This window comes from Pseudomonas sp. YJ42 (assembly GCF_047225135.1).
Lineage (GTDB): Bacteria > Pseudomonadota > Gammaproteobacteria > Pseudomonadales > Pseudomonadaceae > Stutzerimonas > Stutzerimonas stutzeri_E.
The window spans coordinates 13,237-38,449 of sequence record NZ_CP178378.1 but is presented as its reverse complement, the minus strand read 5'-3'; the positions used below and the strand labels follow the sequence as shown (position 1 = coordinate 38,449).

25 protein-coding genes are annotated in these 25,213 nt (G+C 61.6%); 11 read left to right on the top strand and 14 right to left on the bottom strand.

Going from position 1 to position 25,213, the window contains the following annotated elements; all coding sequences use genetic code 11:
• Positions 1–164: 164 nt before the first annotated feature.
• Positions 165–422, top strand: coding sequence for a DUF1272 domain-containing protein (locus tag ACL0K2_RS00190; RefSeq protein WP_239609140.1), 258 nt, complete (start codon positions 165–167; stop codon positions 420–422).
• A gap of 14 nt (positions 423–436) precedes the next feature.
• Positions 437–766 (top strand): DHCW motif cupin fold protein, encoded by a 330-nt coding sequence (locus ACL0K2_RS00185; protein ID WP_045161784.1) that lies wholly within the window; start codon positions 437–439, stop codon positions 764–766.
• A 64-nt stretch (positions 767–830) separates the two neighbouring features.
• Here the strand turns inward: ACL0K2_RS00185 and ACL0K2_RS00180 are convergent, their stop codons facing one another.
• From ACL0K2_RS00180 to ACL0K2_RS00170, 3 genes are all read right to left on the bottom strand, one after another.
• Positions 831–2,234: a DegQ family serine endoprotease gene (locus tag ACL0K2_RS00180; RefSeq protein WP_413044510.1), complete on the bottom strand. Its 1,404-nt coding sequence runs from the start codon at positions 2,232–2,234 to the stop codon at positions 831–833.
• A gap of 357 nt (positions 2,235–2,591) precedes the next feature.
• Positions 2,592–3,461, bottom strand: a complete 870-nt coding sequence (locus ACL0K2_RS00175; protein ID WP_413043473.1) for an NmrA/HSCARG family protein — start codon at positions 3,459–3,461, stop codon at positions 2,592–2,594.
• Between the two features lie 36 nt (positions 3,462–3,497).
• On the bottom strand, positions 3,498–4,433 hold the full coding sequence (locus tag ACL0K2_RS00170; RefSeq protein WP_413043472.1) for an NADP-dependent oxidoreductase: 936 nt from the start codon (positions 4,431–4,433) through the stop codon (positions 3,498–3,500).
• Positions 4,434–4,537: 104 nt separating this feature from the next.
• Here ACL0K2_RS00170 and ACL0K2_RS00165 point away from each other — a divergent pair, with 104 nt between their 5' ends.
• The gene (locus ACL0K2_RS00165) at positions 4,538–5,413 is read left to right on the top strand and encodes a LysR family transcriptional regulator (RefSeq protein ID WP_413043471.1); all 876 of its coding nucleotides are present in this window, start codon (positions 4,538–4,540) and stop codon (positions 5,411–5,413) included.
• Between the two features lie 162 nt (positions 5,414–5,575).
• Here the strand turns inward: ACL0K2_RS00165 and ACL0K2_RS00160 are convergent, their stop codons facing one another.
• A complete protein-coding gene (locus ACL0K2_RS00160) occupies positions 5,576–5,992 on the bottom strand; it encodes a putative quinol monooxygenase (RefSeq protein WP_413043470.1) in 417 nt (138 codons plus the stop codon).
• A gap of 130 nt (positions 5,993–6,122) precedes the next feature.
• On the opposite strand from ACL0K2_RS00160, the gene ACL0K2_RS00155 reads away from it, so the two are divergent.
• The gene (locus tag ACL0K2_RS00155) at positions 6,123–7,007 is read left to right on the top strand and encodes an AraC family transcriptional regulator N-terminal domain-containing protein (RefSeq protein ID WP_413043469.1); all 885 of its coding nucleotides are present in this window, start codon (positions 6,123–6,125) and stop codon (positions 7,005–7,007) included.
• Between the two features lie 241 nt (positions 7,008–7,248).
• Here ACL0K2_RS00155 and ACL0K2_RS00150 read toward each other — a convergent pair whose 3' ends face one another.
• From ACL0K2_RS00150 to ACL0K2_RS00120, 7 genes are all read right to left on the bottom strand, one after another.
• Complete coding sequence (locus ACL0K2_RS00150; protein WP_413043468.1) at positions 7,249–8,619, bottom strand: transposase; 1,371 nt, start codon at positions 8,617–8,619, stop codon at positions 7,249–7,251.
• A 270-nt stretch (positions 8,620–8,889) separates the two neighbouring features.
• Positions 8,890–10,152 carry a DUF2254 domain-containing protein gene (locus ACL0K2_RS00145; protein WP_413043467.1) on the bottom strand — a complete coding sequence of 421 codons (1,263 nt, stop codon included), beginning with the start codon at positions 10,150–10,152 and terminating at the stop codon, positions 8,890–8,892.
• Between the two features lie 96 nt (positions 10,153–10,248).
• Positions 10,249–10,920, bottom strand: coding sequence for an HAD family hydrolase (locus ACL0K2_RS00140; protein ID WP_239612123.1), 672 nt, complete (start codon positions 10,918–10,920; stop codon positions 10,249–10,251).
• A 115-nt stretch (positions 10,921–11,035) separates the two neighbouring features.
• Positions 11,036–11,509: a DoxX family protein gene (locus tag ACL0K2_RS00135; RefSeq protein WP_239612122.1), complete on the bottom strand. Its 474-nt coding sequence runs from the start codon at positions 11,507–11,509 to the stop codon at positions 11,036–11,038.
• 1 nt (position 11,510) lies between these two features.
• Complete coding sequence (locus ACL0K2_RS00130; RefSeq protein WP_413043466.1) at positions 11,511–12,305, bottom strand: putative DNA-binding domain-containing protein; 795 nt, start codon at positions 12,303–12,305, stop codon at positions 11,511–11,513.
• On the bottom strand, positions 12,302–13,144 hold the full coding sequence (locus tag ACL0K2_RS00125; RefSeq protein WP_413043465.1) for a DUF692 domain-containing protein: 843 nt from the start codon (positions 13,142–13,144) through the stop codon (positions 12,302–12,304). The genes ACL0K2_RS00130 and ACL0K2_RS00125 overlap by 4 nt, the downstream gene beginning before the upstream one ends.
• A gap of 15 nt (positions 13,145–13,159) precedes the next feature.
• A complete protein-coding gene (locus ACL0K2_RS00120) occupies positions 13,160–13,432 on the bottom strand; it encodes a DUF2282 domain-containing protein (RefSeq protein WP_045161720.1) in 273 nt (90 codons plus the stop codon).
• A gap of 215 nt (positions 13,433–13,647) precedes the next feature.
• On the opposite strand from ACL0K2_RS00120, the gene ACL0K2_RS00115 reads away from it, so the two are divergent.
• The 3 genes from ACL0K2_RS00115 (at position 13,648) to ACL0K2_RS00105 (ending at position 15,528) form a co-directional block, all read left to right on the top strand.
• Positions 13,648–14,214 (top strand): sigma-70 family RNA polymerase sigma factor, encoded by a 567-nt coding sequence (locus ACL0K2_RS00115; RefSeq protein WP_413043464.1) that lies wholly within the window; start codon positions 13,648–13,650, stop codon positions 14,212–14,214.
• Entirely contained in the window at positions 14,211–14,852 is a 642-nt protein-coding gene (locus tag ACL0K2_RS00110; protein WP_413043463.1) for a DUF1109 domain-containing protein, read from the top strand. The genes ACL0K2_RS00115 and ACL0K2_RS00110 overlap by 4 nt, the downstream gene beginning before the upstream one ends.
• An 88-nt stretch (positions 14,853–14,940) precedes the next feature.
• Complete coding sequence (locus tag ACL0K2_RS00105) at positions 14,941–15,528, top strand: LysE family translocator (protein WP_413043462.1); 588 nt, start codon at positions 14,941–14,943, stop codon at positions 15,526–15,528.
• Positions 15,529–15,598: 70 nt separating this feature from the next.
• Here the strand turns inward: ACL0K2_RS00105 and ACL0K2_RS00100 are convergent, their stop codons facing one another.
• Positions 15,599–16,444 (bottom strand): AraC family ligand binding domain-containing protein, encoded by an 846-nt coding sequence (locus ACL0K2_RS00100; protein WP_413043461.1) that lies wholly within the window; start codon positions 16,442–16,444, stop codon positions 15,599–15,601.
• A 262-nt stretch (positions 16,445–16,706) separates the two neighbouring features.
• On the opposite strand from ACL0K2_RS00100, the gene fdhF reads away from it, so the two are divergent.
• Entirely contained in the window at positions 16,707–19,670 is a 2,964-nt protein-coding gene (gene fdhF, locus ACL0K2_RS00095; protein WP_413043460.1) for a formate dehydrogenase subunit alpha, read from the top strand.
• Entirely contained in the window at positions 19,670–20,152 is a 483-nt protein-coding gene (locus ACL0K2_RS00090) for a DUF1641 domain-containing protein (RefSeq protein WP_045161714.1), read from the top strand. The genes fdhF and ACL0K2_RS00090 overlap by 1 nt, the downstream gene beginning before the upstream one ends.
• Before the next feature lie 90 nt (positions 20,153–20,242).
• Here the strand turns inward: ACL0K2_RS00090 and ACL0K2_RS00085 are convergent, their stop codons facing one another.
• Positions 20,243–21,205, bottom strand: coding sequence for a hypothetical protein (locus tag ACL0K2_RS00085; protein ID WP_239612117.1), 963 nt, complete (start codon positions 21,203–21,205; stop codon positions 20,243–20,245).
• A 196-nt stretch (positions 21,206–21,401) separates the two neighbouring features.
• Between ACL0K2_RS00085 and ACL0K2_RS00080 the strand changes: the two genes are divergently transcribed.
• A complete protein-coding gene (locus ACL0K2_RS00080; RefSeq protein ID WP_413043459.1) occupies positions 21,402–22,556 on the top strand; it encodes a DUF1615 domain-containing protein in 1,155 nt (384 codons plus the stop codon).
• 175 nt (positions 22,557–22,731) lie between these two features.
• On the opposite strand, the gene grxB is transcribed toward ACL0K2_RS00080, so the two are convergent.
• Complete coding sequence (gene grxB, locus ACL0K2_RS00075; protein WP_239612116.1) at positions 22,732–23,376, bottom strand: glutaredoxin 2; 645 nt, start codon at positions 23,374–23,376, stop codon at positions 22,732–22,734.
• Positions 23,377–23,660: 284 nt separating this feature from the next.
• Here grxB and ACL0K2_RS00070 point away from each other — a divergent pair, with 284 nt between their 5' ends.
• Positions 23,661–25,136: an FAD-dependent oxidoreductase gene (locus ACL0K2_RS00070; protein WP_045161708.1), complete on the top strand. Its 1,476-nt coding sequence runs from the start codon at positions 23,661–23,663 to the stop codon at positions 25,134–25,136.
• Positions 25,137–25,213: the final 77 nt, after the last annotated feature.

Sequence of the window (25,213 nt, the reverse complement as noted above, 5' to 3'; positions counted from 1 at the left end):
GTTGCGGGAACAAAGCGGTGCTGTGTCGAATGAATGCTTTAGCTTAAGCGATTCGTGGCAGCGATCCGTAAACTCCAATAGATTCGCGCCAGGCGGTCCACGCATTAACCGCCCCACCCGGTACGCGCACGGCATTTGATAGACCATCCAAAAAGGAAACTGACATGCTGGAACTCCGGCCCGGCTGCGAATGTTGCGATACCAATTTGCCGCCAGAATCTGCCGAGGCAGTGATTTGCTCCTTCGAATGCACCTTCTGCACGACGTGCGCCCAGTCCAAACTCGGCTTCGTCTGCCCCAACTGCGGCGGTGAGTTGGTCGCTCGTCCACGCAGGCCCGTCGAGAAACTTGCCGACAATCCCGCCTCCACCCAGCGCGTATACAAGCCGCAGGGTTGCAACCCGGAAAACCGGGACACTTAAAAAGGAACGAGCTCGTGCAATTGAACGCCATCCCCTTCGGCACTACCGACTGGTCACTGGTTCAACCCAGCGAACATCCGGGCGAAACCGGCAGCGCGCTCTGGCGCACCTGCCATTTTGGCGACATCCGCGTTCGGATAGTCGAATACAGCGCGGGCTATCTCGCCGATCACTGGTGCAGCAAAGGCCATATCCTGTTCTGTCTCGAAGGCGAGCTGCATACCGAGCTGGACGATGGCCGCACTTTCATCCTCAAACCTGGCATGAGCTATCAGGTTGCCGACAACGCCGAAGCGCACCGCTCATCCACCGCGGTCGGCGCCAAGCTGTTCGTCGTCGACTAAGCAATCTCTGGACAGCAAAAGGCCCGCGTTAAGCGGGCCTCATAGGCAGAGCAACTGGTTCGGGTTAGTCGGGGAGCCTGAAGGTAATGAAGCTCGCCCGTCCGTCCCGCAGGACACGCATCGACACGGAGCGGTTCTTCGGCAACGCCTTGACTACCTTGCTGAAGGTTTTAACCGAGTCGATCGCCTGGTTGTTGAGATGCGTGATGACATCTCCCGGGCGCAGGCCGATCATCGCTGCAGGGCCCTGGCTGACCTCCCTGATGACCACTCCCCCGCTGATTTCGAGCGCCTGACGCTGCGCATCGGTCAGCTCGGTCACGGATACACCCAGGCGATTATCGCTGCTCGTGGCGCCGCCCGGGCCGCCGGCTGACGCCAGAAGATCGCCATCTTCGGGCAGTGCCCCGATCTCCAGTGTCACCGTCTTGCGGTCGCCCCCACGGACCACTTCGAGCTTGGCCGTGCTGCCCGGCTTCATCGCGCCAACCAGGTGCGGCAGATCGCCGGACATGTCGATGGACTTGCCGTTCAGGCTCAGGATGACATCGCCAACCTTAAGGCCGCCCTTGGCTGCCGGGCCGCCGTCCATGACCTGCGCAACGAGCGCACCGGCTGGACGTTCGAGACCGAACGACTCGGCCAGATCCTTGTTCACTTCCTGAATGACCACACCGAGCCAACCCCGGCTGACCTTGCCGTCTTCACGCAGTTGATTGGCGACATCCATGGCGACATCGATCGGGATCGCGAACGACAGCCCCATAAAGCCACCGGAACGGGTGAAGATCTGCGAGTTGATGCCGACCACTTCTCCATCCAGATTGAACAGCGGGCCGCCCGAGTTACCGGGGTTGATCGCCACATCAGTTTGAATGAAGGGCACATAGCTCTCGTTCGGCAGGCTACGCCCAGTCGCGCTGACCACCCCAGCGGTGACTGTGTGATCGAAGCCGAACGGCGAGCCGATAGCAACGACCCACTCCCCCGCCTTCAACTTCTCGGAATTACCGATCTTCACGATAGGCAGATCGTCGCCATCGATTTTCAACAGGGCGACATCGCTGCGCGGATCGGCGCCTACCAGCTTGGCCTGCTGCTCACTACGATCAGGCAAACGCACCATGATTTCATCGGCATCGGCGACCACGTGGTTGTTGGTCAGGATGTAGCCGTCCTCGGAAATGATGAAACCGGAGCCCAGGGACTGCGCCTGGCGCCGGCGATCCGGTTGCTGCGGCATGCCGCGCTCGAAGAAGTCGCGGAACATCGGAGGTATGCCCTCGAGATCAGGCATCTGCATCGGCCCGCCGCGTACCGGCGTGGACTGCTTGGTGCTGATATTGACCACCGCCGGTGAGGCGCTCTCGACCAGCGGTGTGAAGTCCGGCAGCTCGGCATGAGCGACGAGCGTCTGCGCCAGCAACGCAACGCCAGCCACGACAGCCAGGAATTTTTTTTGAACGATCACGGTGACGGGTCTCCCCACGAAATGTTTAAACCAACCTGCTTTCGCACGATGCCAAAGTCTAGGTTAAAAAAGCAGCGGACCGCCGCGGCTGCAACAGCTGTCAACTCAACAACCGGGCCGCGGCGGGTCCACCCAATGGAGCCGGCTGTTCCATCAGCCTGAACAGGACTTTACGCTGCTGACGGTCAGCTTCGTGTGAAGCGGACGTAAAGGGAAAGTAAGGTTTTCCCCCGCCATCACGCCAGAGCTGGCACCGATGACGGCCGTTGTCACGCCAGAAGCGGACTTCACGTGAAGTCCGCTTCAGTTTTCCGACATCGGCGGGCTCGGTCAGCGCCGCCCGCCCAGTGACGTTCAGTCGGCGCCGCTGGCTTCGCGCACGAAGTCCTCGTAACTGCGCAGGCGGCGTCCCAGGATGGTTTGCAAACGCTCCACAGCCCCTTCGCCCCCTTGCATGCCGTGCTTCTGGATACCCACCATCATCAAGCACATGTCATAGGCCATCCAGGATGGGCCGAACGAAGCCATTTGTGCTTCGAAGGCGGCCACGTCATCACCGGCATAGGCGATCTCCCGACCCAGAGCGGAGCTCCAGACCTGCGCCGCAGAGGCGCCGGTCAGCACGTCCGGGCCGACAAGATCCAGCGTCACCGGCTCGAGCGCACCGGGGGCCTTATCGCGTCGGAGCAACTCGGCGACGGCGATATCCGCAATGTCGCGTGTATCGATCATCGCGACGCCCGCTGAGCCGATCGGCATCGGATAGACGCCATAGTCCTGAATGACCTGCTGAACCATGTACTCGTTCTGCATGAAGTAGGCCGGGCGCAGGATGGTGGCAGGTATGTCGAAGCTCTCGATCATGCGCTCGACGGTGTGCTTGCCGGTGAAGTGAGGCACGTTCGTGTACTTCTCGGCATGGATCACCGACAGGTAGACCACGCGTTCGATGCCGGCTTCCTGCGCGAGGTTGAGGGTGATAAGCGCCTGCGTCACCTCGTCCGGCGTGACGGCATTCAACAGGAATAGCGTTCGCACCGAAGAAAGCGCGGCGCGCATCGACGGCACGTCGGTCAGGTCTGCGACGACTTCGGTGACACCTGCCGGGAAGCTGCCCTTGCCCGGTTGACGAACCAGTGCGCTGATGTCCGCGCCTACAGTGGCGAGGCGTTGAATGATGAGAGAACCGATTGTGCCCGTGGCGCCCGTAACAAGAATGCTCATGTGAATCTCCAGTATTGGATGGGATGTAAAGGTGGGTTAGCGCGAGAAGTCCGCAACGACCTTGCCGAATCGCGAGGCGGTGCGGTTGCGTTCGATGGCCAGAGGAAGGTCGGCGACGCTGACGACCTCGCTGATGTGGGATTGCAGCGCGCCACTTGCGACCTCGGCAGCCAAAGTCTCCAGAAGCGAGGCGTCCGGTGTGTTCATGAACCACAGGCCACGGCGGCCTGCCGGCGTGCGGGCCAGGATGTCGGGCGATGTGGTGCCGACGATGGCGCCGTCCGCCGTCAGGACTTGCCATGACCGATCGAGGACTTCGCCCCCGACGTAATCGAGCATCAGATCGATGCTCTGGGCGATGTCCTCGAAGCGTTGACGTTGATAGTCGATGACATGGTCGGCGCCGAGACTGCGGACATAGTCGAGATGAGCCGAAGCCGCCGTGGCGAACACCTCGGCGCCTAGCCTTTTGGCGAACTGCACGGCAAAGCCACCCACGCCACCTGCCGCACCATGAATCAGGATCCGCTGACCCTGACGGATCGGCCCCGCATGGTGCAGGCTCTGCCAAGCCGCCACGGTTGCCACCGGGAGTGCCGCGGCCTGGACGTCGTCCAGCGTATCCGGCGTGCGGGCCAGGTTCGCCTCGGCGACCGCCACGCACTCGGCATAAGCGCCGAGCCCGCCTAACGGCCCCATGACTCGGTCACCGACACGAAAGCGAGAAGTGTTGGAACCGACCGCCTCGACGACGCCTGCCAACTCGATGCCCAGCACAGCCGGCAATTGCAGTGGAAAGGCATCCCGCACATAGCCCTCGCGAACTTTCCAGTCGAGGCCGTTCACCCCGGCAGCGCGAACCCGAACCAAGACTTCGCCCTGTGCCGCTTCTGGCATGGAAACATCCGCTACCTCGACGGCATCAGCGCCGCCGTAAGCTCGGATGAGTAAAGCGCGTTGCATGGTGCTCATGGTGGTCACTCCTTATTGATCAGTGGTGACCAGACAATAAGCCGTTGCACATACAAAACGCAGATCACAAGATGAAGACACCTCGTCTCATATTTGGAACACCTATGGACATCAACGCACTGGTCGACTTCGCACTCGTGGCCACCAACGGCGGGCTGGGAAAGGCCAGCCGCGCGAGCGGTAGGTCCAAGGCGACCCTGTCACGCCGCATCGCCGATCTCGAGGATCAACTTGGTGTGCGGCTGATCGAGCGCAGCGCCCGTGGACTAAAGCTCACCGCGGCCGGCGAAATGTTGATGGCCCGAACCGAGGGGCCCATGAGAGAGGTGACGGAAGCCATGACGGCCACTCGCGAGGGGCTATCCATCCCCCGCGGCCATCTTCGTATTGCTTCTCCGGTGCTGTTCTCACAGCTCGCCATGGGGCGGATCGGCGCCGAGTTCTGCGCCGCTTACCCGGAGATCACCATCGAGGTCCTGGCGGAGGACCGCCTGGTTGATCTCGTCGAGGAGCAGTACGACGTTGCCATTCGGGTCAACCCCAGCCCGGATAGCGACCTGGTTGGCCGATGCTTCGCCAAGGACCGACTGATCGTAGTGGCCGCGCCGTCCATCGCGATCCCGCCGCCCGGCGCGGCCAGGCAGATACCCGGCATTGTCTTTTCGAGCTTTCAGCCAACCAGTTGGAGCCTCGACGAGGGGCGCCTGATCATTGAGCCCGTGCCGAGGTTGAGGTTTTCCTCATTCCTGATGATCCGCGACGCGGCTGTCGCCGGCGGCGGTGCGGCGCTCATTCCGCAGTCCATTGCATGGAACCAGCTGGCGCGTGGGGAACTGGTTCAGTGGGGCACCGTGTCCGGTGCCGAAACATCGCTCTGGGTCCTACACACATCCAGGCGCCTCGCTGCACCGAAGGTCCGGGCGTTCGTTGAGTTTCTGTGTGATCGCTATCCGGGAGCGTCTCTTGTGTTGACGGATTAGTGTTGGAAGCAGGGCGGCTATCGGGCCAGGAGCGGACAGACTTTTTTGAAGGATCGGCCTACTCTACTTAAGCCATCTAGGGGGAGTGCGATTTCCAGCATGCTAGATGTCGTGGCGCGATGCGGAGTGCTTTACGGGCGTTCCCGCAATCGCAGAGCACTCTCAGCGCGCGAACACCTCTTTGCTCATGAGTATGTCTAATCGATAGACATGAGCCGGATAGGCAAGTATCGAATTCATCCGCGTTATGTCTCTGAATATTTTTCCACCGCCACCTTCCACGTGGGCCTGTCTTCCTGCCAGATTCGGGAACGCTTCGAATACGCCGAAAGTCGTCTGCGAGTACCGCACGCCATACCAAGGTCCGGTAGCCGGCTCCTGCTCAACACAGGCGAGAATGTCCCTTAGCATCTGCACGACCTGATCCTCGCTGCCAGGGATGGCCTCAATGTGAATATAGAAGGCTTTGCGACCGTCATCGCCCTGTTCGCCACTAACCTGGACGCCGTGGTGGGGCAATACGGGTGCGGACGGAGCCGGGAATAGAACAGGGCCTGGTAGGGTTGTGTTGTCAGTCATGATCACCTCCTATCGAGAGGCTTCAAATATAGAGTCGGCATGGCTGGGTGGAGCGCTGGATTCATCCGTTTTCTAGCCTGATCATCCAGAATCAACTCACGTCGCTCAGTCCGCATGGCAGGATCAGGGTATGGCCGAGACGCTACTTGAAATTGTTCGCCGCCATACCGAAGGGGCGTGTGCACGTGACGGTGTTGCATCTACCGCTTGCGGGCTTATTGCTGTTCGCAAAACCGCGGCTACTTCATTGGAGCATACGCTGCCACGGCCGCTGTTGTGCCTGGTGCTGCAGGGCAGCAAGCGCGTTTCCATTGGTAACCAGCAGCTGGATTACGCTGCTGGCGACTCCATGCTGATCACTGCCAACCAGCCAATGGTCAGCCAGATCATGCAGGCGAGCGCGAGCATCCCTTATCTATCGCTCGCACTTGATCTGGACCTTTGCATAATCGCCGATCTGGTGCTGGAAATGCAGGCGCAGGCGTTAAGCGTCAAACCTCATGAACATACTTCAACATACGAGCAAGTCGCCGACACAGCGTTGCGTTTGATGCAACTGCTTGACCGTCCGGCCGCATTGGCCATGCTACATCAGCAATTGCTGCGCGAAATCCACTACTGGCTACTCACGGGTATGCACGGCGCAGCGATACGCCAACTCGGCACGCCTGACAGTCATGTTCATCGCATAGCCCGCTCCGTTGCGGTACTGCGAGCCGAGTACGCCAACGCGCTGCCGGCCGAACGGCTGGCTGCCGTGGCGGGTATGAGCCGCTCTTCGTTTCACCAACATTTCAGGGCAGTCACTTCACTCACACCGTTGCAATTCCAGAAGCAATTACGATTGATCGAGGCGCGGCGCTTGATCGTGTCTGAAGGCAGGTCATCCAGTAGCGCAGCGTTCGAGGTCGGTTATGAAGGTGCTTCACACTTTGCAAGAGACTACCTACGCATGTTTGGCATATTACCTGGCAAGGATCGGCTAGAAACCAGCAAACCGCGTCGCCAGGAGTAACGCCAATTGTCGCTAGATGCGGGAAGGATGCCTCCGCCATCTGCCGCTTTTGCCGATCGCGGTGACAGTCAGCTATCGGCCGATTCTGTTGAAAAAGCAGGTTTAGCGGCAGCCAGGCGGTCGGATGTACCGGCTGTCGAAGTGGCTGCAAGCCACTTCAAGTTGCCTTTCGGCGTTTCGCTGAGCGTCATTGCTCAGCTCTGAGGGTTAATTTGAGGGTTTCTGCTCGCAGCAGGCGTACCTATCCCATTAATGGTGGCCCTTGAGGCAAAAGCTTGGCCATGCGGCGCAGATTCTGCACCGTCGCCGCCAGGGTGAATTCATCAGTCGCACCCGTCAGACCGCGCAGCCGTAAGCGATCAAGTTTCATTATCCGCTTGAGGTGGGCGAATAGCATTTCCACCTTCTTTCGTTCGCAGCGAGAGACTAGGTATTCCGGTGTCTTGGCGATACGTCGAGCCACGTCGCGGGCAGCCTCATGGATGCTGCGGACGATCTTCCGAGTCGGCGTGTTGGGGCAGCACTTCGCTTTCAACGAGCAGGTGGCGCAGTCGGTTTGGCTGGAGCGGTAAATGATGGTGTTGGCCTTGGTCACCCGCGATCTTTTCTGGGTGAAGGCGCGCCATTCACTGCGTAGTGGTTTGCCGGCTGGGCAGCGATATTCATTGGCTTCCTGGTTCCAGTGGAAGTCGTTACTGGAGAGGCTGTCGTCCTTGCGCTCGGTCTTGTCCCACACCGGAACATGCGGCTCGATGTCCTTTTCTTCTACCATCCAGGCCAGCATCGGGGCGATGCCATAAGCGGTATCGCCGATAAGGCGTTCCGGTGTGAGATCGAACTGCGCTTCGACACGCTCGACCATCGTCCTGGTCGAATCGACTTCGGCGGTACGGTGCGCCGAGGTAGCTTCCACGTCCATGATCACACCGTGCTCAGTGTCGATCAGGTAATTCGTGGAGTAGGCAAAGAAGGCCGGGCCGCCTGGTGCTGCTGTCCAACGGGACTGAGGATCGGTGAGCGAAATTTTCTTAGGAAGAGCCTCAGCCAGCGCCTCTTCATCAAGGGCTTCGAGGTACTCGCGCACGGCGCGACTGCTGAGCTTTGGATCGTTCCAATCGACTTCATTACCCGCCATGCCACGTTGGCGGCTAGCATCGGCCTTGATGATGCTGGCGTCCACAGCGAAGCCTTCGCCTTTGACCAGGCCAGCCGCCATGCAGCGGCGCAGCACCTCATTGAACAACCAGCGGAACAGGCCACTGTCACGAAAACGGCCGTGTCGGTTCTTCGAGAAGGTCGAGTGATTGGGTACTTCGTCTTCCAGACTCAGCCGGCAGAACCAGCGATAGCCAAGGTTCAGGTGCACCTCTTCGCACAATCGACGCTCGGAACGAATGCCATAGCAGTAGCCGACGACGAGCATACGCACCATCAATTCCGGGTCAATCGAGGGACGCCCGATGGGGCTATAGAAATCCGCCAGGTAGGCGCGCAGATCACTGAGATCCAGGCATTGGTCGATGCTGCGCAGGAGGTGTTGGGGCGGGACGTGATCTTCCAGATTGAACGAGTAAAACAGGCGCTGCTGCCCTCCCGGTAACTGTCCCATCATGCTGTTCGCCCCCACGCTCACTGACAGAGCAATTTTGCCGAAGGCATGGGGAAGCAGCTACTTTTTCAACAGAATCGGCCGAAAGCAGCCAGTTGCGAAGATCAATCTTTGGCCGAATTCAGCCCGCCCCGCGACATCACTGGCTCTAGCAAGCCGTCAAAAAAATCAGGCGATGCAAGCGAGACAATACGAGGAAAAATGACGCAAAGGCGGCCCAGCGGCCGAAGCCGCTAACACCCATCGGCAACCTGGTTAGGTCTCAACCACCGCCTAAAGCGTGCTATCAGTCAGCTCGGCATTGGCTGCAGCGTTTCGTACACGCTGCCAATCATCCGCCAATGTCAACGCCGTTTCAGCACGTTTGAGCGCCAGCTCAGCCTGCCGATGCGCCGCGACCATGGTCGCGGCATCGCCAAGCCGTCCCAGCGACGCCAATGCCTGTTGCAGGCACAGCCCCACTTCGACGATCGCTGCGCCGTCGCGGGCGATCGGTGTGAAGAAATCGTTCAGCATGTCCGCCTCGCTCAATGCCGGGGCAAACACCCGCTCGAACTTCGGGTTCTCGGGCGCTGCACGCCGGCGCAGGTGCGACAGCACGCGAACGCCGCGGCCGATGACGTCAATGGCGGTGCCCTGATCGTTGATCCCTGGCGACAAGGCGCGAGAAGCGATTTCCGCCATTACGGTCATGCCGAAACGCGGGTCGCGCTCGAAGGTCCGTTGCGCGCCGATGACGAAGGCGGTGCGCAGCGCGCCGTCACATTTCTCATCGATACCGATGGACCAGGCGATCGGCTGGGTGGGCTCCACGAACACGCCGGGCAGCACGCAGATATAGACCGAGCTGTGCGCCGACCGGGTCAGTTCGCCAAGCGCAGGCATGTCGATGTGTTGCACGAAGCCGACCTTCTCGGCGTACAAGGGACGCGCACCTGGTAGCCCCCTGGGGTCCACCTCAAGCGGGCGTCCGCCGAGATAGGGCTGTTCCATGCGCTGGCACAGTGCACGTGTCGCAGCGCGTTCGACCCTGGCCGTGGTTTCCGCGACTCGGCCCAGCCCTGAAAGCTGATCGATCCAGCGCAGCAGCGCATAAATAACCAGAACGACCACGATGATCGTCGCCGCGAACAACACCACACGCCCTTGCGCACCATAAAGTCCCGTGCTCAGCGCGATGATGCCGACCAGGCTGAAAATGAACGAACCGATGAACGTCGACAGGGTGTTTTGCGTAGTGGGGTCTTCCACCAACAGCGAGATGGCGCGCGGCGTCACGTTGCTGGTCGCCGAACCGTAGGCCGCGACCATGATGCTCAACGAGAAGGTGGTCACCGCGAGCATGCTCGAAGCCAGTACGTTGAGAATGTTATCGACCGCGTCTGAGCCAATCTTGGTGGGGACGTCGTCGGGGATATAGGGCGCCACCGCCAGGGCCACCAGCGCAGTCGCTACACCCAGGACGGAGAACAGGCTGGCCCTGAACCAGGGTCGTTTGCTGATACGGATGAGAAACCACTTCCAGCGCTCGACCATCTGCCACTCCAATCCGTAGGTTTCAGTACAGACAAGATCAGACCCAGGCCGTTGCGCAAGATTGGAAGTTTGTTGTCCTTAGCCGCAATCGGGCCCTCAATGCTCCAGGAAACGAGCAACCATTGCCGGCAGCTCCCGCATATCGCTGATGACCGCCGACACCCCCAGCTCACGCAACGCCTGGTCGTGGCCGGCCGGAATGTGGCTGGCGCCAGTGAAACCAATCACCTGCATCCCGGCGGTGCGCGCCGCCAGCACACCGGTCGGGCTGTCTTCGACCACCAGACAGTGCCCCGGCGCCACCCCCATGCGCTCGGCAGCCAGTAGATAGACGTCCGGAGCCGGTTTGGGCGATGGCACCATATCGGCACAGAAGATGTTCCCCGCGACGCGCTCGGTCAGCCCGGCGCGACGCAGCGACGCCTCGACGTTGTGCAGACGGCTGTTGGATGCCACCGCCAGCGGCAGATCGATGGCAAGCAAGGCTTCGCGGACGCCCGGAATCGCCTGGACCTCCTCGGCCACCACCTTCTCGCTTTGCCGACGCAGGTCGGCGTCGAAGGTGGCGGGCATTTGCAGGTCGAAGCGCTTCTCGATGAGATCGATGATGCTCGGTACCGTCAGGCCGAAGGTCCCTTCCAGGGCCTCGCCCAACCGGTCAGCGGGTACATGCAGGCTCAAGGCCTCGAACAACACGCGGTGGCTGATGATTTCGCTGTCGACGATCACGCCATCGCAATCGCTGATCAGCAGCTCGATAGTGGCCATCGGGTCTCCTGAGTTGGGGCGCGGTCGGCAGGATGCCTCCGAATGCGCAGACAGCCGTTGGACTGCGACAAACCCGTCGAGTTTAGCGGCGCATCCGTGTCACTTGGCGAATCGCTCAGCGAATCCCCAGCAACCGATCCAGCGACCACCAGCCCGCCCCGCGACCGATCACCACCAGCATCAGGCCGATCCACGTGAGATGGGTGGGCCAGGCGTCAGGATAGACGAACACCTGAATCACCAACGTCATGCCCAACAGCGCCAGCGCCGATAGCCGCGCCAGCAGGCCCAGCACCAGCAGCAGCGGAAACAGGTGCTCGGCGTAGGTCGCCAGGTGCGCGGCCAAATGGGGCGAAAGCAGCGGCAACGCGTATTCGGTCTCGAACAGGTCGTAGGTGCCCGGTTTGATCGTCAATATGCCGCTGACTTTGGTCCGGCCGGAATAGAAGAACACGGCGGCAATCGCCAGACGGGCGACCAGTGACAATGCGGAGTCGCTGACAACGGCCTGCAGCCAGGCAGCGACGCGATTCCAGCGTTGAAGCCAATACGATGGGGCGGTGGTTGAGGTGCTGTGTGGCGTGTCCATATCAATCGCCTCGGTTGTTCGTCGTGCCGCTGGGGTCAGCGGCAAATACGCCGGCCTCGAACAGGCGTGCCAGCAGGTCGTTGAAGTCCAGATCGGGTTGGGCTTGCAGTGCCAGGGTCGACGCTTCGTCCAGTCGGCATCGCGCGGCGCACGCATCGAGAAACGCGCAACCGCCAGCCCCCAACGGCTGCCAGACAACGCGCCCATCCCGACGGCACAGCACCGCGCCTTCACCCTGCCAGACCAGTGATCGGGGCACGTCCAGCTGTTCGCGGTTGCAGCGCCAGATGGTGAAGACAGGCAATGCGAACCACTGCCAGCGTGCTGCGGCGCTTGGTCTGAGGTGCAGTTCGGCGAGTTTTTCCGGCGCCTGTGCGGCGAATGCGGACAGTGTCAGCGGTGCCTGTTCCGCCGCGCTGAACGCTTCGATCCAAAGCCGGTCGAGGCGTGCCACGCCGGCCAGATAGGGCAGTTCCCGTGCAGGCTCGAAGGACTGCAGGAAGTCTGCGAAGCCGACGCCGTATTCGATCAGTTGCGCCAGTACTGGGGGCGAGCGCCTGACATAGTGGGCGGCCGCGGCGGCGAACCATTCGGCACCGACCAGCCGCTCGACCGTTGGGAAGTTGGCCCGCAGCGCATCCACGCAGCCTTTCATGACCGTATTGCGATAGACCGCGAAGCCTGGCTGAGCCGTGAGCGCCGCGATCACGCCATGCGCTTCGTTGGAATCCACCGGTTCGACACCCTGCAGGGCCTCGACGAAGGCGTCCTGGAACTGTCCCAGCGACACGCTCATCCTACCCTCCTCTGCTGATCCAGCAATCGCTGCGCGCAATCGCGCTCGCCCAGCAGGTCGGTGAAAGCCGGTAGTTGATCATCACGTTCGATCAGCGTGGGTCGCGCGCCGATTCGTTCGATCAGTCGTTGATACAACGCCCAGACCGCCCCGGTGATCGGTGCGTCGTGGGAATCGATCAGTAAACCGGAGTCGCTTTGCGGATCCTGGCTATGTCCGGCCAGGTGTACCTCCAGCACGGCTTGAGCCGGGAAGCGATCGACATAGGCAAACGCATCGAAATCGAGATTATGCGCGCTGACATAGACGTTGTTGATGTCCAGCAGCAGGCCACAACCACTGCACCTGGCCAGCTCGGCGAGAAAATCAATCTCATCCCACTCGTGCCCCTCAATGCGCATGTAATGGGTGGGATTCTCAACGGCGATCTGCCGGCCGAGAACATCCTGAGTGCGTTGGACGTTATCGACGATCCGCGCAAGCGCGGCGTTCGTGCGTGGAAACGGCAGCAGATCGGGATGGTACTGACCTCGCCAGACGGACCAGGCGAGGTGCTCCGAAACAAGGGCTGGCCGAATGCGTTCGGCCAAGGTTTTGAGGCGTTGCAGATGCGACTCGTCCGGCGGGCAATCCGCTGCCAGCGATAACGACACGCCGTGCAGCGACAGCGGATGCTGCGCCCCAACTGCTTCCAGCCAGTCCAGACGAGGGCCGCCGCTGAGCATGTAGTTCTCCGGGTGCACCTCGAACCAGAGCCCGGAGGCGGTGCAGGCATGCGCCGCCTCGTAGTACTCGGGCTTGAGACTGAGACCGGCCCCCAAGTGAGCTGACATGATCATCGGCAGCCTAGGCGATCAGGATTCGATAGGCGTCAACGAGCCCATGCCCTTGGGGGTCTCGATCGAGGTGCAGGTGCCGGCCGGAACGTTCTTCCACGCGTTGCCCTGGTAATCCATTTTCGACGTGCCAGCGCAGCTTGTTCCGGCGCCCGCTTTGCAATCGTTCTGACCCGCAAGCGCGACGCCATAGCACTTCTCCATGGCGCCTTCGGTTTTTTCGGCCGCCGTGGCGCCGGCGGCAAGGGATGCGAGAGCAACGGCAGCAGCGGTAAGAGCGAGAGTATTCATGTGGTTCTCCATTCGGTTCGCAGATGCGACCAGCGGGTTTGCTGGCCACTCAATCGATAGTTCGTAAGGTGCGGGGTAACGGTTACAGGGCGGAAAAATATTTTTGAGATTTTTTTCGGCCGGCCCTACCGTATCGACGCCTCAAGCTGATGGGTCATTGAACCCAGCGAATCGCAGCAGCGAAAAATTCTCTTCTCTTGTAACCAGAGCACCCGATGGAACGAACTACCCACCATGAGGCATTGAAGGCGCGCGAGATCCGCCTGCAAGCGCTGCTGTTGCGGGGATTGGAGGGTGACGAGGCGTGTTATCGGCAGTTCCTGACGTTGCTCGGTGCGCATTTGCGCAGCTTTCTCAGGCGCAGATTGCACTCGGCGGACGTCGAAGATCTGCTGCAGGAGGCCTTGCTGGCGGTGCACAACGCGCGCCATACCTACCGCGCCGACCAACCGCTGACCGCTTGGGTGCAGGCCATTGCGCGTTACAAGCTGATGGATTATTTCCGCGCCTATGCACGACGCGAGGCGCTCAACGACCCGCTGGACGACGACGCGATGCTGCTTGCCGAAGAGGATCACCACGCCGAGCAGGCACAGCGCGATCTGACCCGGCTGCTCGAACAGTTGCCGGATAAACAGCGCTTGCCGATTCTTCACGTGAAGCTGCAGGGACTGTCAGTGGACGAGACTGCCACACTGACGGGTTTGTCCGTATCGGCCGTCAAGGTCGGCGTGCACCGTGGCTTGAAGGCGCTGGCCGCCCTGATTAGAGGTTCCCGATGAAAACCGACGACCTGATTTCAATGCTTGCCAGCAATGTGCCGCCCGTCGAACCTCGGATCGTCGCCAAGCGCTTCAGTCTCGCCGTTGTGATCGGCCTGTTCCTCGCTCTGCTGGTATTGCTGACGCTCTTCGGCGTGCGCCCGGACCTCGCCGACGTGGCCGCCAAGCCGCTGTTCTGGGGCAAACTGGCGCTGCCCGCTTCGCTGCTCGGTGGCGCCTTGATGATGACCAGCCGCCTGGCTCGGCCCGGCGTACGCGCTGGCGGCAGTTGGGCGGCGATCGGCCTGCCGGTGGGTGCCGTGTGGTTGGCGGCGGCGGGTCTGCTGCTCAGCGTATCGGCCGAGAGTCGCTGGACACTGGTGCTCGGCAGTACCTGGCGAAGCTGTCCGGTCAATATCGCCGTGCTTTCAATACCGGCGCTCTTCACGGTGTTCTGGGCCATGCGAGGCCTGGCCCCGACCCGGCTGCGCCTGGCCGGAGCGGCAAGCGGCCTGTTGGCCGGCTCGATGGCGACGCTGGCCTACAGCCTGCACTGCCCGGAGATGAGCGTGGCCTTCTGGGCGGTCTGGTACGTACTGGGCATGCTGGTACCCACCGTCATCGGCACCCTGTTGGGGCCGCGACTGCTGCGCTGGTAAACCGTTACGACGCGCATTTCATTCAATACCGACGCAACGCCCCCTCCTATCTTCGCGCTGTAATCCCTGCGTGAAACTAGGAGTTTCGATGAGCCTGTTCCTCTCTATGGCCGCCTTTGCGCTGGCCTCTTCCATCTCACCCGGCCCGGTCAATATCGTCGCGCTGAGCAGTGGCGCCCAGTTCGGCCTGCGTGCCGCCATGCGGCATGTCAGCGGCGCCACCATTGGCTTTACCCTGCTGCTGTTGCTGATCGGTCTCGGGCTGAGCGAAGTCCTGGGGCGATGGCCTTGGTTGACGGAATCCATCCGGCTGGCCGGCGTCGCATTCCTGATTTACATGGCCTACCGGCTGGCGCGCGACGACGGTCGTCTGAACACCCAAAAGCCGGCGCTGCGGCCGACGATGCTCTACGGCGCCATGATGCAGTGGTTGAATCCAAAGGCCTGGCTGGCCTCGGTGGCCGGAATGGGGTTGTTCGCGGCCGCCGGTGATCTGCCTTCGGTATGGCGCTTCGCGGCGATCTACTTCGTGATCTGCTACGCCTCGTTGGCCTGCTGGGCCTATGCCGGCACCTTTCTGCGGCATTACCTGAACGATGCCGCGCGGCTGCGATTGTTCAACCGGGTGATGGCGGCCCTGCTGATTGGTTGCGCGGTCTACCTACTGGCGTTCTAACGTGTTGGTGTTCTAGCCGGTCGAAGGTCAAGCGATAGCGAGCACCAGGCCGGTCGTCCAATACATCCGCCTAGGCACGACGCTGGCCACGGTAGTGCCCAGGCGTTGCCGCCAGTAGCTGTTTGAAGGCGCGCTGCAGATGCGCCTGGTCGGCAAAGCCCGCGGCCAGCGCCACCTCGGCGATCGGCACGCCACGGCGCAACTCCGCACGCGCGAACTGAACCCGACGGTTGGTCAGATAGGCGTGCGGCGTCATTCCGTAATGCTTCCTGAACGACCGGATCAGGCTCGATATCGACACACCGGCCGTCGAGCAGATTTCTTCCAGCTTGAGGGAACGCTGGTAGTTGTCGGCAATGAATTCGGCCGCACGCCTAAGCTTCGGATCGCTCGCCGGCGCCGTGGTCTGCATCCCCAGGCGCTGATGCATGGCGCTGAAGAACTCCACCGCGGTGCTGTGCTTGTGCAAATGGTCGGCATGGTCATCGGTCAATGCCGCATGCAACTTTCTGAAACCGGCTTGCAGCTCCGAATCACGCGTTAGAATCGGCGCGAAGCAGCGAAACCCCGCACCGCCCATGCCCAGTTCATCCTGCAGATCACTCAGCCAGTCGGCATCGACATACAGCATGCGGTACGCCCAGGGCTGATTGCGAATCGGGTTGCAGGCATGCACGTCACCTGGATTCATCAGCACCAGCGTGCCCGCATCGATGCGGCACTGTTGATCGCCATTGATGTAGGTACTGGTGCCGCTGTCGATCAAGCCGACGGAAAAAGTCTCATGGCTGTGCCGCGCATAGCAGACGCGACGTCCGTCCGCCACGCTGCGCGACTCGATGAAAGGCAACGAATGGTCCCGCCAGAAGCTGGAGCCAGCAAGCGGGCGCTGATCTGTGGTGTTTGGCTGATGCATGACGGGGCTGATACAGGCTGCTACGAGAAGGTTCAGGTTAGCCGAAAATGGCGCTCTTGACCGCAGCGCAGGGCGCCATCGTCGAGCAAATGCCTGGTTCTATTCGCCAGACGCCTCTCGTCGCGGTTCCTGAACGATCACATTGACCACCAGTCACCTCTAGTAGCCATCCACTGCTAGGAAACCGGAGCAGGCTCAAGCATCAGCTGCGCTACCCGAGCCTCTGTTCCTAAGCCTCGGCATAAAATAACCCGGAGGCCTGATGACCGAATGCACGATTCACTATGACGGCGCCCCTCTTGTCGGCGAAGCCGACACCCCGCTGATCGATTTCCTCGCCAGGCACGACATTGACCTGCCCCACGTCTGTTATCACCGTGCGCTGGGCTCGCCACAGACCTGCGATGTCTGCTGGGTACAAGTCGACGGAGAACTGGTGCGCGGCTGCACGTTGAAGGCCCGCGACGGGCTGGAAATCACCAGCCAGATCGCCGAGGCCAAGGCGGCCCGCGAGGAAGGAATGGACCGGCTGGTGGCCAAGCATGAGCTGTATTGCACGGTCTGTGAGCACAACACCGGCGACTGCACGTTGCATAACACCTATGCGCAGATCGATCCACCGATCCAGCGCTACGAGTTCAAACGCAAGCCCTACGAGAAAGACCACTCCAATCCCTTCTACACCTACGATCCGGACCAGTGCATTCTCTGCGGCCGCTGCGTCGAGGCCTGCCAGAACGTCGAGGTCAACGAGACGCTGTCGATCGACTTCACCATGGAGCACCCACGCGTGCTCTGGGACGGCGGTAAGCCGATCGACGAGTCGAGCTGCGTCAGCTGCGGCCACTGCGTCACCGTTTGCCCCTGCAATGCGCTGCTGGAGAAGACCATGCAGCCGGATGCCGGCCCGTTCACGTCGCTGCCGCAGGACATCAAGCGGCCGATGATCGACATGGTCAAGAAGCTCGAGGAAACCATTGGTGCCCGCCCGATCACCGCCATCTCGAAAATGGACATGCACTGGCGCCAGCCGGAGATCAAGCGCACCAAGACCGTGTGCACTTACTGCGGCGTGGGCTGCTCCTTCGAGATGTGGACCCGCGACCGGCACATCCTCAAGGTGCAGCCGGTGGTCGATGCGCCGGCCAACGGCATCTCCACCTGCATCAAGGGCAAGTTCGCCTGGGACTTCGTCAACGACCCGAAACGCCTGACCACCCCGCTGATCCGCGAGAACGGCCAGTTCCGCGAAGCCAGCTGGGACGAGGCGCTGGATCTGGTCGCGCATCGGCTCATGCAGATCCGCGACAGCCACGGGCCGGACGCCATCGGCTTCATCGGCTCGAGCAAGGCCAGCAACGAGGAGGCCTATCTCACGCAGAAAATCGCCCGCGCGATCATCGGCACCAACAGCGTCGACAATTCCTCGCGCTACTGCCAGAACCCGGCCACCAAAGGCCTGTTCCGCACCGTCGGCTACGGCGGCGATGCCGGCACCATTGAGGACATGGAGAAAGCCGACTTGATCGTGATGGTCGGCAGCAACCTGTCCGAGAACCATCCGGTGATCGCCTCCAAGCTCAAGGCGCAGAAGAAACACCGCGGGCAGCAGTGGGTGGTGTTCGATCCGCGCAAGCACGAGATGGCCGAACGCGCCGATATTCATTTGCGACCCAATTCCAGCACCGACCTGGTCTGGGCCTCGGCCCTGTCGCGCTACATGTTCGAACACGGCTATGCCGATCAGGAATTCCTCAGCGCCCGGGTCAACCAGGTCGAGGAATACCGGAAATCGCTCGACCCCTTCACCATGGATTTCGCCGCCGAAGTCACCGGCATCGCCAAGGAAAAGCTGATCGAGGCTGCGGAGCTGATCGGGCAGGCCAAGTCGGTGTGCCTGCTCTGGGCCATGGGCATCACCCAGCACAGCCACGGTTCGGACACCAGCACGGCGCTGTCTAACCTGCTGCTGGTTACCGGCAACTACGGCCGGCCCGGCACCGGCGGCTACCCGATGCGCGGCCACAACAACGTGCAGGGAGCCAGCGATTTCGGCTGCCTGAAGAACATGTACCCCGGCTACGAGAAGGTCACCGAGGAAAAGAACCGCAACAAGTGGGCCAAGGCCTGGGGGGTTTCGCCTGAGTCGCTGTCGCTGGAGAAGGGCAACGACAACTTCACCATGGTTCAGGGTGCCGACGAGGGCTCGGTCAAGGCGATGTACATCATCGGAGAGGAAACCGCCTTCTCCGACGCCGACAGCAAGAACGTGCACAGCGGCTTCGAAAGCCTCGATTTCATGGTGGTGCAGGACATCTTCCTCAGCCGCACCGCCGAGTTCGCCGACGTGGTGCTGCCGGCCTGCCCCTCGGTGGAAAAGGACGGCACCTTCACCAACACCGAACGGCGCATCCAGCGCTTCTACCAGGTAATGCCGCCGCTCGGCAACAGCCGCCCGGACTGGCAGATCCTCACCGATCTGGCCAAACGCATGGGCCACGACTGGGGCTACAGCCACCCGAGCCAGATCATGGACGAGGCGGCCAGCATCGCCACCCTGTTCCAGGGCATCAGCTACGAAAGGCTGGAAGGCTGGCAGTCGCTGTTCTGGCCGATGCAAAGCGACGGCAGCACCACTCCGCTGCTCTACACCGAGCGCTTCCACACCGATGACGGCAAGGCCGTGCTGTTCCCGCTGGAATGGAAGGAGCCGGCCGAAGCGGCGGATGACGAGTACGACATCATGCTCGACAACGGGCGCATGCTCGAACAGTTCCAGAGCACCAACCAGACCGGCCGAGGGCCGCGTATCTGGTCGCAGGCGCCGAACTGGTTCGTCGAGGTCAGTCCGGAGCTGGCTGCCGAGCGCGGCATCGAGGACGGCACCTGGGTGCGCGTGATGTCGCGACGCGGCTCGGTGGAGGTTCGTGCCACCGTGACCGACCGGGTCGCCGGCAAGACGCTGTTCATGCCTATCCATCAGGGCAAGCCCGGGCTCAACCTGCTTACCGGAGAACACCATGACCCCGACGTGAACACGCCGGCCTACAAGGAAACCGCGGTCAGACTGGAGGTCCTGCCCGAGAAGGGCGAACCGCCGCTACCGCCGAACAGCTTCCGCCATGCCAAACGCACGCCGAACGAGGGCGTGCCCGTCGAGGTGAAGTGGTACCGCGACGACTACGTCGCCCCGCCCGCCCAAGCCCCGCATCCGGAGAGATTCTGATGGCCCAACGACTGAACTACGACGTCCCGCCGACGCCGATCGGCCCAAGCGCGCGTGAAGAACTCGATACGCTGCTCGAAACCCTGCACCAGCGTGGCGTGCTGCGCTTCGCCAATGATCTGGCAGGCTCGCACGACCGCTTGCTCAAGGTGCTGGTCGACGGCCTGAGCAAAGAAGGTTCGCTCAACGCCGTGCAGAACCTGTCGATCCTGGGCATGGCACTATCGCGCATCGAGCCGGCGCAGTTCTGCAAGGTAGTGTTCGCCTTCCAGGAGGCCTTCCACGCCGTCGGGCACTACAAGCCCGACGGCAAGCACGACGAAGCCCCAGGCGTCACAGGCGCTTACAAGATGCTGCACGACGATGAGTTGTGGGCGGCACTGATGCCTATCATCGAGGGGTTGAAGAGCTTCGCGGGCGGGCTGGACAAGGAGCCGGAGAAACCGATCACTGCCTTCAGCGGCAAGCGGACCGAGCAGTGAGGCGTCGACAGCGCTTTCGCTATTGCGGTCGCACGAGGGGCACAACGCTCGCGTCGCAGGGACGTAGAGCGTCGCGCCCTACGGACCGAATCAGAGAATCTCCAGCCCCTCGCACTTGTAATCGCCAATGAAGATATCGTTTTGCAGAACTTCACCGTCGAGGTTGAAGCAGAACAGGTAGCTCTCCGTACGGTCGCCGATTTCCACGCTCTTGAGCCCGATGCACTCCTCCGGGTGACCCGGCAGGATCTTGAACGAAGAAATGCCGCGCTCGGGGATGCGCTCGCCCACTTTCAGCGTACGAATCTCGCTGAAGTCTTCGTTGGCGATGATCAGCGTGTTGGCGCCGCGCTCTCGCTCGTCCACCGCCTCGTCGAAGGGTTCGTTCGAGATCTTGCGCGGGAAGAAGAGCCACTCACGGCGATACGGATGCCATTCCGCCGCTTCATGGATGACGTAGCCATCGGGGCCGACGCCGAGCGCGTCACGGATGCGCTGGTAGCGATCCGCCCAGTTAACGCTGCGCACGCCGTAGTTGCGATCAAGCATCTTGACCCACTCTTCAGCCGGCCTCTTGCCGTGGCTGCCAATCACGAGTTGATCGTTCCAGAGTGTCGCCCATTCGCTCTTGAAACCTTTGAAGGCTTCGTCACCGCTGCCGGTCATGAGAATGTTGCGCGGCACCAATTGATTTTGATCGCGGACTTCGCAGACCAGCCCGGTGCGATCGTCGAAAGTGACCAGGCGTTTGCCGAACATCACCAGTTCGGAAAACTCCGCGCCACGCCCGCCTTCGGCAATCAGGCTGACCAACTGGAATTCGCCCCCCTCTGCCTCCGGTATATCCTCGAACCGGTACCGAGCCAGGCCGGTTTGCGGGTCCATATGCCGATGCAGACGATCATGGCGCAGGGTCGATTGCCAGGCGATCCGCCCGTCTTGCTGCTCCACCTGTGAAGCGTGATCCTCATCGGTAATGATCGCGAGCAGGTACTCGGTTGTGGTGCTGTCGTAGCGTTCAAGTCGCCGAATGTCGAAATGTTGTTCACTCATGGATAAATGCTCGATTGAGACGCGGCGCCGGTAGCACAGCGCATGGGGGGATCGTCTGGGTTCGGACAACACGAGCGATGCAAGTTTCAGTGACGGCTCCCGTGCCTTTGATTGCCACCAGGCTTTCACGCAAACTGCGCAGCAGCTTCGTCCGTTTCGTTGTCGAAGCCTCACAGTACACGACGATCGGAACGGCATGATTTTTCAACTTTTTCAGCGACACTCACCGGTCGGCGACGCCTTATCGGCAGCACCGCTTACCCGCCGCGCCGCAGCCATTATCGGCGGCGCTCTGCTGCTTAGCCTGGCCGGCTGTGGCATTCAGCGGCCAGAAACGCCCGCGCCCCGGCCCGATGAGGTACGGGCGAAAATCGTCCGGCTGATCCCCAGCAACATCCCGGATCGCCAAGGCTGGGCAATGGATATCTACACCGCCTTCGATGCGCTGGATATCCCGCCGAGCAACGAAAACATCTGCTCGGTGTTGGCCGTCACCGTGCAGGAATCGACCTTTCAGGCGACGCCTGCCGTGCCAGGCTTGGCAAAGATCGCGCGCGAAGAAATCTACCGCCGTGCCGCCCGGTTGCATGTTCCGCGCTTTGTGGTCAATGCGGCGCTGGACGTCCGCTCGCCTAACGGCAAGACCTATAGCGAGCGCCTGAATGCGGTGCGCACCGAACAACAGTTGAGTGCGATTTTCGACGACTTTCTCAGCATCATGCCGCTGGGCAAGCAGTTGTTCGGCACGCTCAACCCGGTCAAGACCGGTGGCCCGATGCAGGTCAGCATCGCCTTTGCCGAAGATCACCGGTGGGACTATCCCTATGAGCGCAAGGGTTCGATCCGCGACGAAGTGTTCACCCGACGTGGGGGCATGTACTTCGGCATCGCTCACCTGCTCGATTACCCGGCCAGTTACACCCAGCCGCTGTACCGCTTCGCCGACTTCAATGCCGGTTGGTATGCCAGCCGTAACGCTGCTTTTCAGGCCGCGGTAAGCCGCGCCAGCGGCATCAAGCTGGCCCTCGATGGCGATCTGATCATTCACGGCAGCAGCAAAGCCGGACAGACCGAACGCGCGGTTCGCTCGCTGGCGAGCAAGCTGGACATGAGCGAAACGGCAATTCGCAACGCGCTGGAGCGCGGCGATACCCACGGCTTCGAGAAAACCAGCCTGTATGAACGCGTGTTCGCGCTGGCCGAAAAGCGTGCAGGCAAACCGCTGCCGCGCGCGGTGCTGCCTGGAATTCGGCTGGAAAGCCCGAAAATCACTCGCAATCTGACGACGGCCTGGTTCGCCAACCGCGTCAACGATCGGCACCTGGCGTGCATGAAGCGCGTAGGCAATTAGCCAAGACACAGGCGACCCAGGCGGGTCGATGCCCAGCCGGGCGGCCCGTTTCGATTCGCCTGGCCAGCATGGCTGCGGAGCCTGGCATGGGGGCTTCACGCTTGTCGAACGAGGGATGGCGAAACTGGGACTCGGCATCGTTCGTGGCGTACTGCCCATCCAATCTCAAGACGATTCAGAGTGCCCGGTCGAAAAACGTGTCCAGCCCGCACCGCTGCGCTTGGGTCACGGTGTAGGCACGCACCTCTTCGGGCCAGTCGACTGCCTTCACCACGCTCAGGCTGCGAAGCATGGGAAATAGCGTGATGTCGTCCCAGCATGGGTGCTGATGAGTCGGCGTCAGATCGACAATGTCTGGCAGTCGCCTTAGCTGTGCATCCGCGTCACGCGCCTTGGCCTCGGTGTTGGCCAGCGCCTCATCGAAGTCGCCGACGGTTTCGGTTTTCTTGCTGCGGAAATGCTCATAGGCCGAGGGGCTGGCGAACTCCTCAAGGCCGATCTGCGTCCAGCGGGGATAGCCGAGGTATTGCAGGTTCGGCACGAACGGCTCCAGCCACTCGCTTAGCGCAGGGGTGTCCGGTTCACCAATCATCGGCTGGCCATCTAAAGCGTCGAGGTATTTGACGATGTCCATGCTGTCAGCCATGGGCGTGCCATCGTCACGCACCAGCACCGGTATCTGATGCTTACCGATCAGTTGAGTGATGGTCTGTTCGTCATCGGCTGGCAACACCACACGCTCGGCTTCGATCCCTTTCAGGCTCAATACCATGCGCACTCGGGCGCTGAAGGGACAGTGGTCATAGTAGTAGAGCTTCATCGGTCACATCCTCAATCGGAGTTTCGAGCAGGTGACCGGCAATCCGGGCATCCGTTTGATCCTGCGTCGGCAAACCGACGAGAGGAGAACGGTCTTGGTTGCGCGTGTTCTGTCCTGCCCGATGGTCAGGAACCTGCCCGGATCGGGTCGTTCTACTGGCTAGTACCTGACGTTGCGTGAGCGCACAAAGCCGGCAGGCCGCGGTGCCGAGCAGCCTGTGCTCACCGTCGCGCAGAGAAACGTCGACAGATCAATCAATCGATTCAGCCGAGGAGAAGCCAGCCATGCCAGCCTTATCCGCAACCCCCAATTGCTGCTGGACCGCCAGCGCACCGCACGGCGATTTCCCACGCCTGACCGGCAACAGCGAGTGCGACGTGGTGGTGGTTGGCGCCGGCATTGTCGGGCTGAGCGCGGCGATGACCCTGTGCGAAGCCGGCAAATCCGTCGTGGTGCTCGAAGCGCGCGAGGTCGGCCTTCAGGTCACTGGGCGCTCCACCGCAAAGGTCACCACTCAGCATGCACTCATCTACCGACACCTGATCGATACCTTCGGCCAAGAACTGGCACAGTGTTATGCCGACGCCAATCGCGAAGCCGTAAATCGCATTCGTCACTGGGTCGAGACCCTCCAGATCGACTGCGACTACCAGCACCAGTCCGCCTTTGCCTACGCCTGCTCCTCGGATTGGCGGGCGGCCATCGAGCAGGAAGCCGAAGCAGCACGCTGCCTGGGTTTTGCCGCCAGGCTTCTGGAGCGTGCTCCCCTGCCCTTCGATACCGCCTGTGCCCTGGAATTTCCGGATCAGGCGCAGTTCAACCCGACCCGTTATCTCCTGGGGCTGGCCAATGCGGTGCAGGCGCGCGGTGGACGCATCCACCAGCAAACCCGTGCGCGGAGCTTCGAGCACAAAGGGCGTTGGCAGGTCGGTTTCGAGGGTGGAAGTATCGATGCCGAACAGGTGATCCTCGCCACGCATATGCCGGTCGAGACGCCAATCGATCTCGTCAGCCCTACCCAACCGCGCTGCCATGTAGCGATGGCCTTCCGTCCACAAGGGGACGCACATTTGGAGGGGATGTTCATCGGGGTCGACGAGCCGACGCATTCGATCCGCATGGGTCACGACCCCGAAGGCCCCCTGCTGATCGTCCTGGGTCCGCGCTTCAAGACTGGCCAGGACGGCGACGTCGCCCGGCGCTTCGTCGACCTGGAAAGCTGGGCACGAGGCAACCTGCCGGTCAGCGAACCCGCCTGGCGTTGGTGCAACGAAGACTACGACACGGCCGACCGCATGGCGTACGTCGGCGAGCCGGATAGCGAGAAAGCGCCCGGTTTGTTCGTTGCCACCGGTTTCAATGGCTGGGGCATAAGCAACGGCACCGCCGCCGGGCTGGGCATCGCTCGCCAGATCATCACTGGACGCCGGCCATGGAAGCATCTTTACGATCCAACGCGGCCCTCTCCGGATGATTTCAACCAGAGCACCGACAGTCAGTCGCAGGTCGAAGAGCTGGAAGCAATAGGTCATGGAGAAGGCGGTGTGATCACCCGTGGCGATGAGAAGATCGCCGTATGGCGAGACGATTCCGGTACGCTGCATAGCGTTTCCGCAGCGTGCACGCACATGGGCTGCACCGTGACCTGGAACAACGCCGACCGCACCTGGGACTGCCCTTGCCACGGCTCGATTTTCGAGGCCAACGGCGGGGTCATCCATGGCCCGGCCGTACAGCCATTGGCAGCCAAGACGCTCTGATTGACGGCAAGCCCTAGATTGCCGGGCGCGGCTCAGTACAGCAGATCCACCGGTCAATTCGCTGGATTACTCGATGG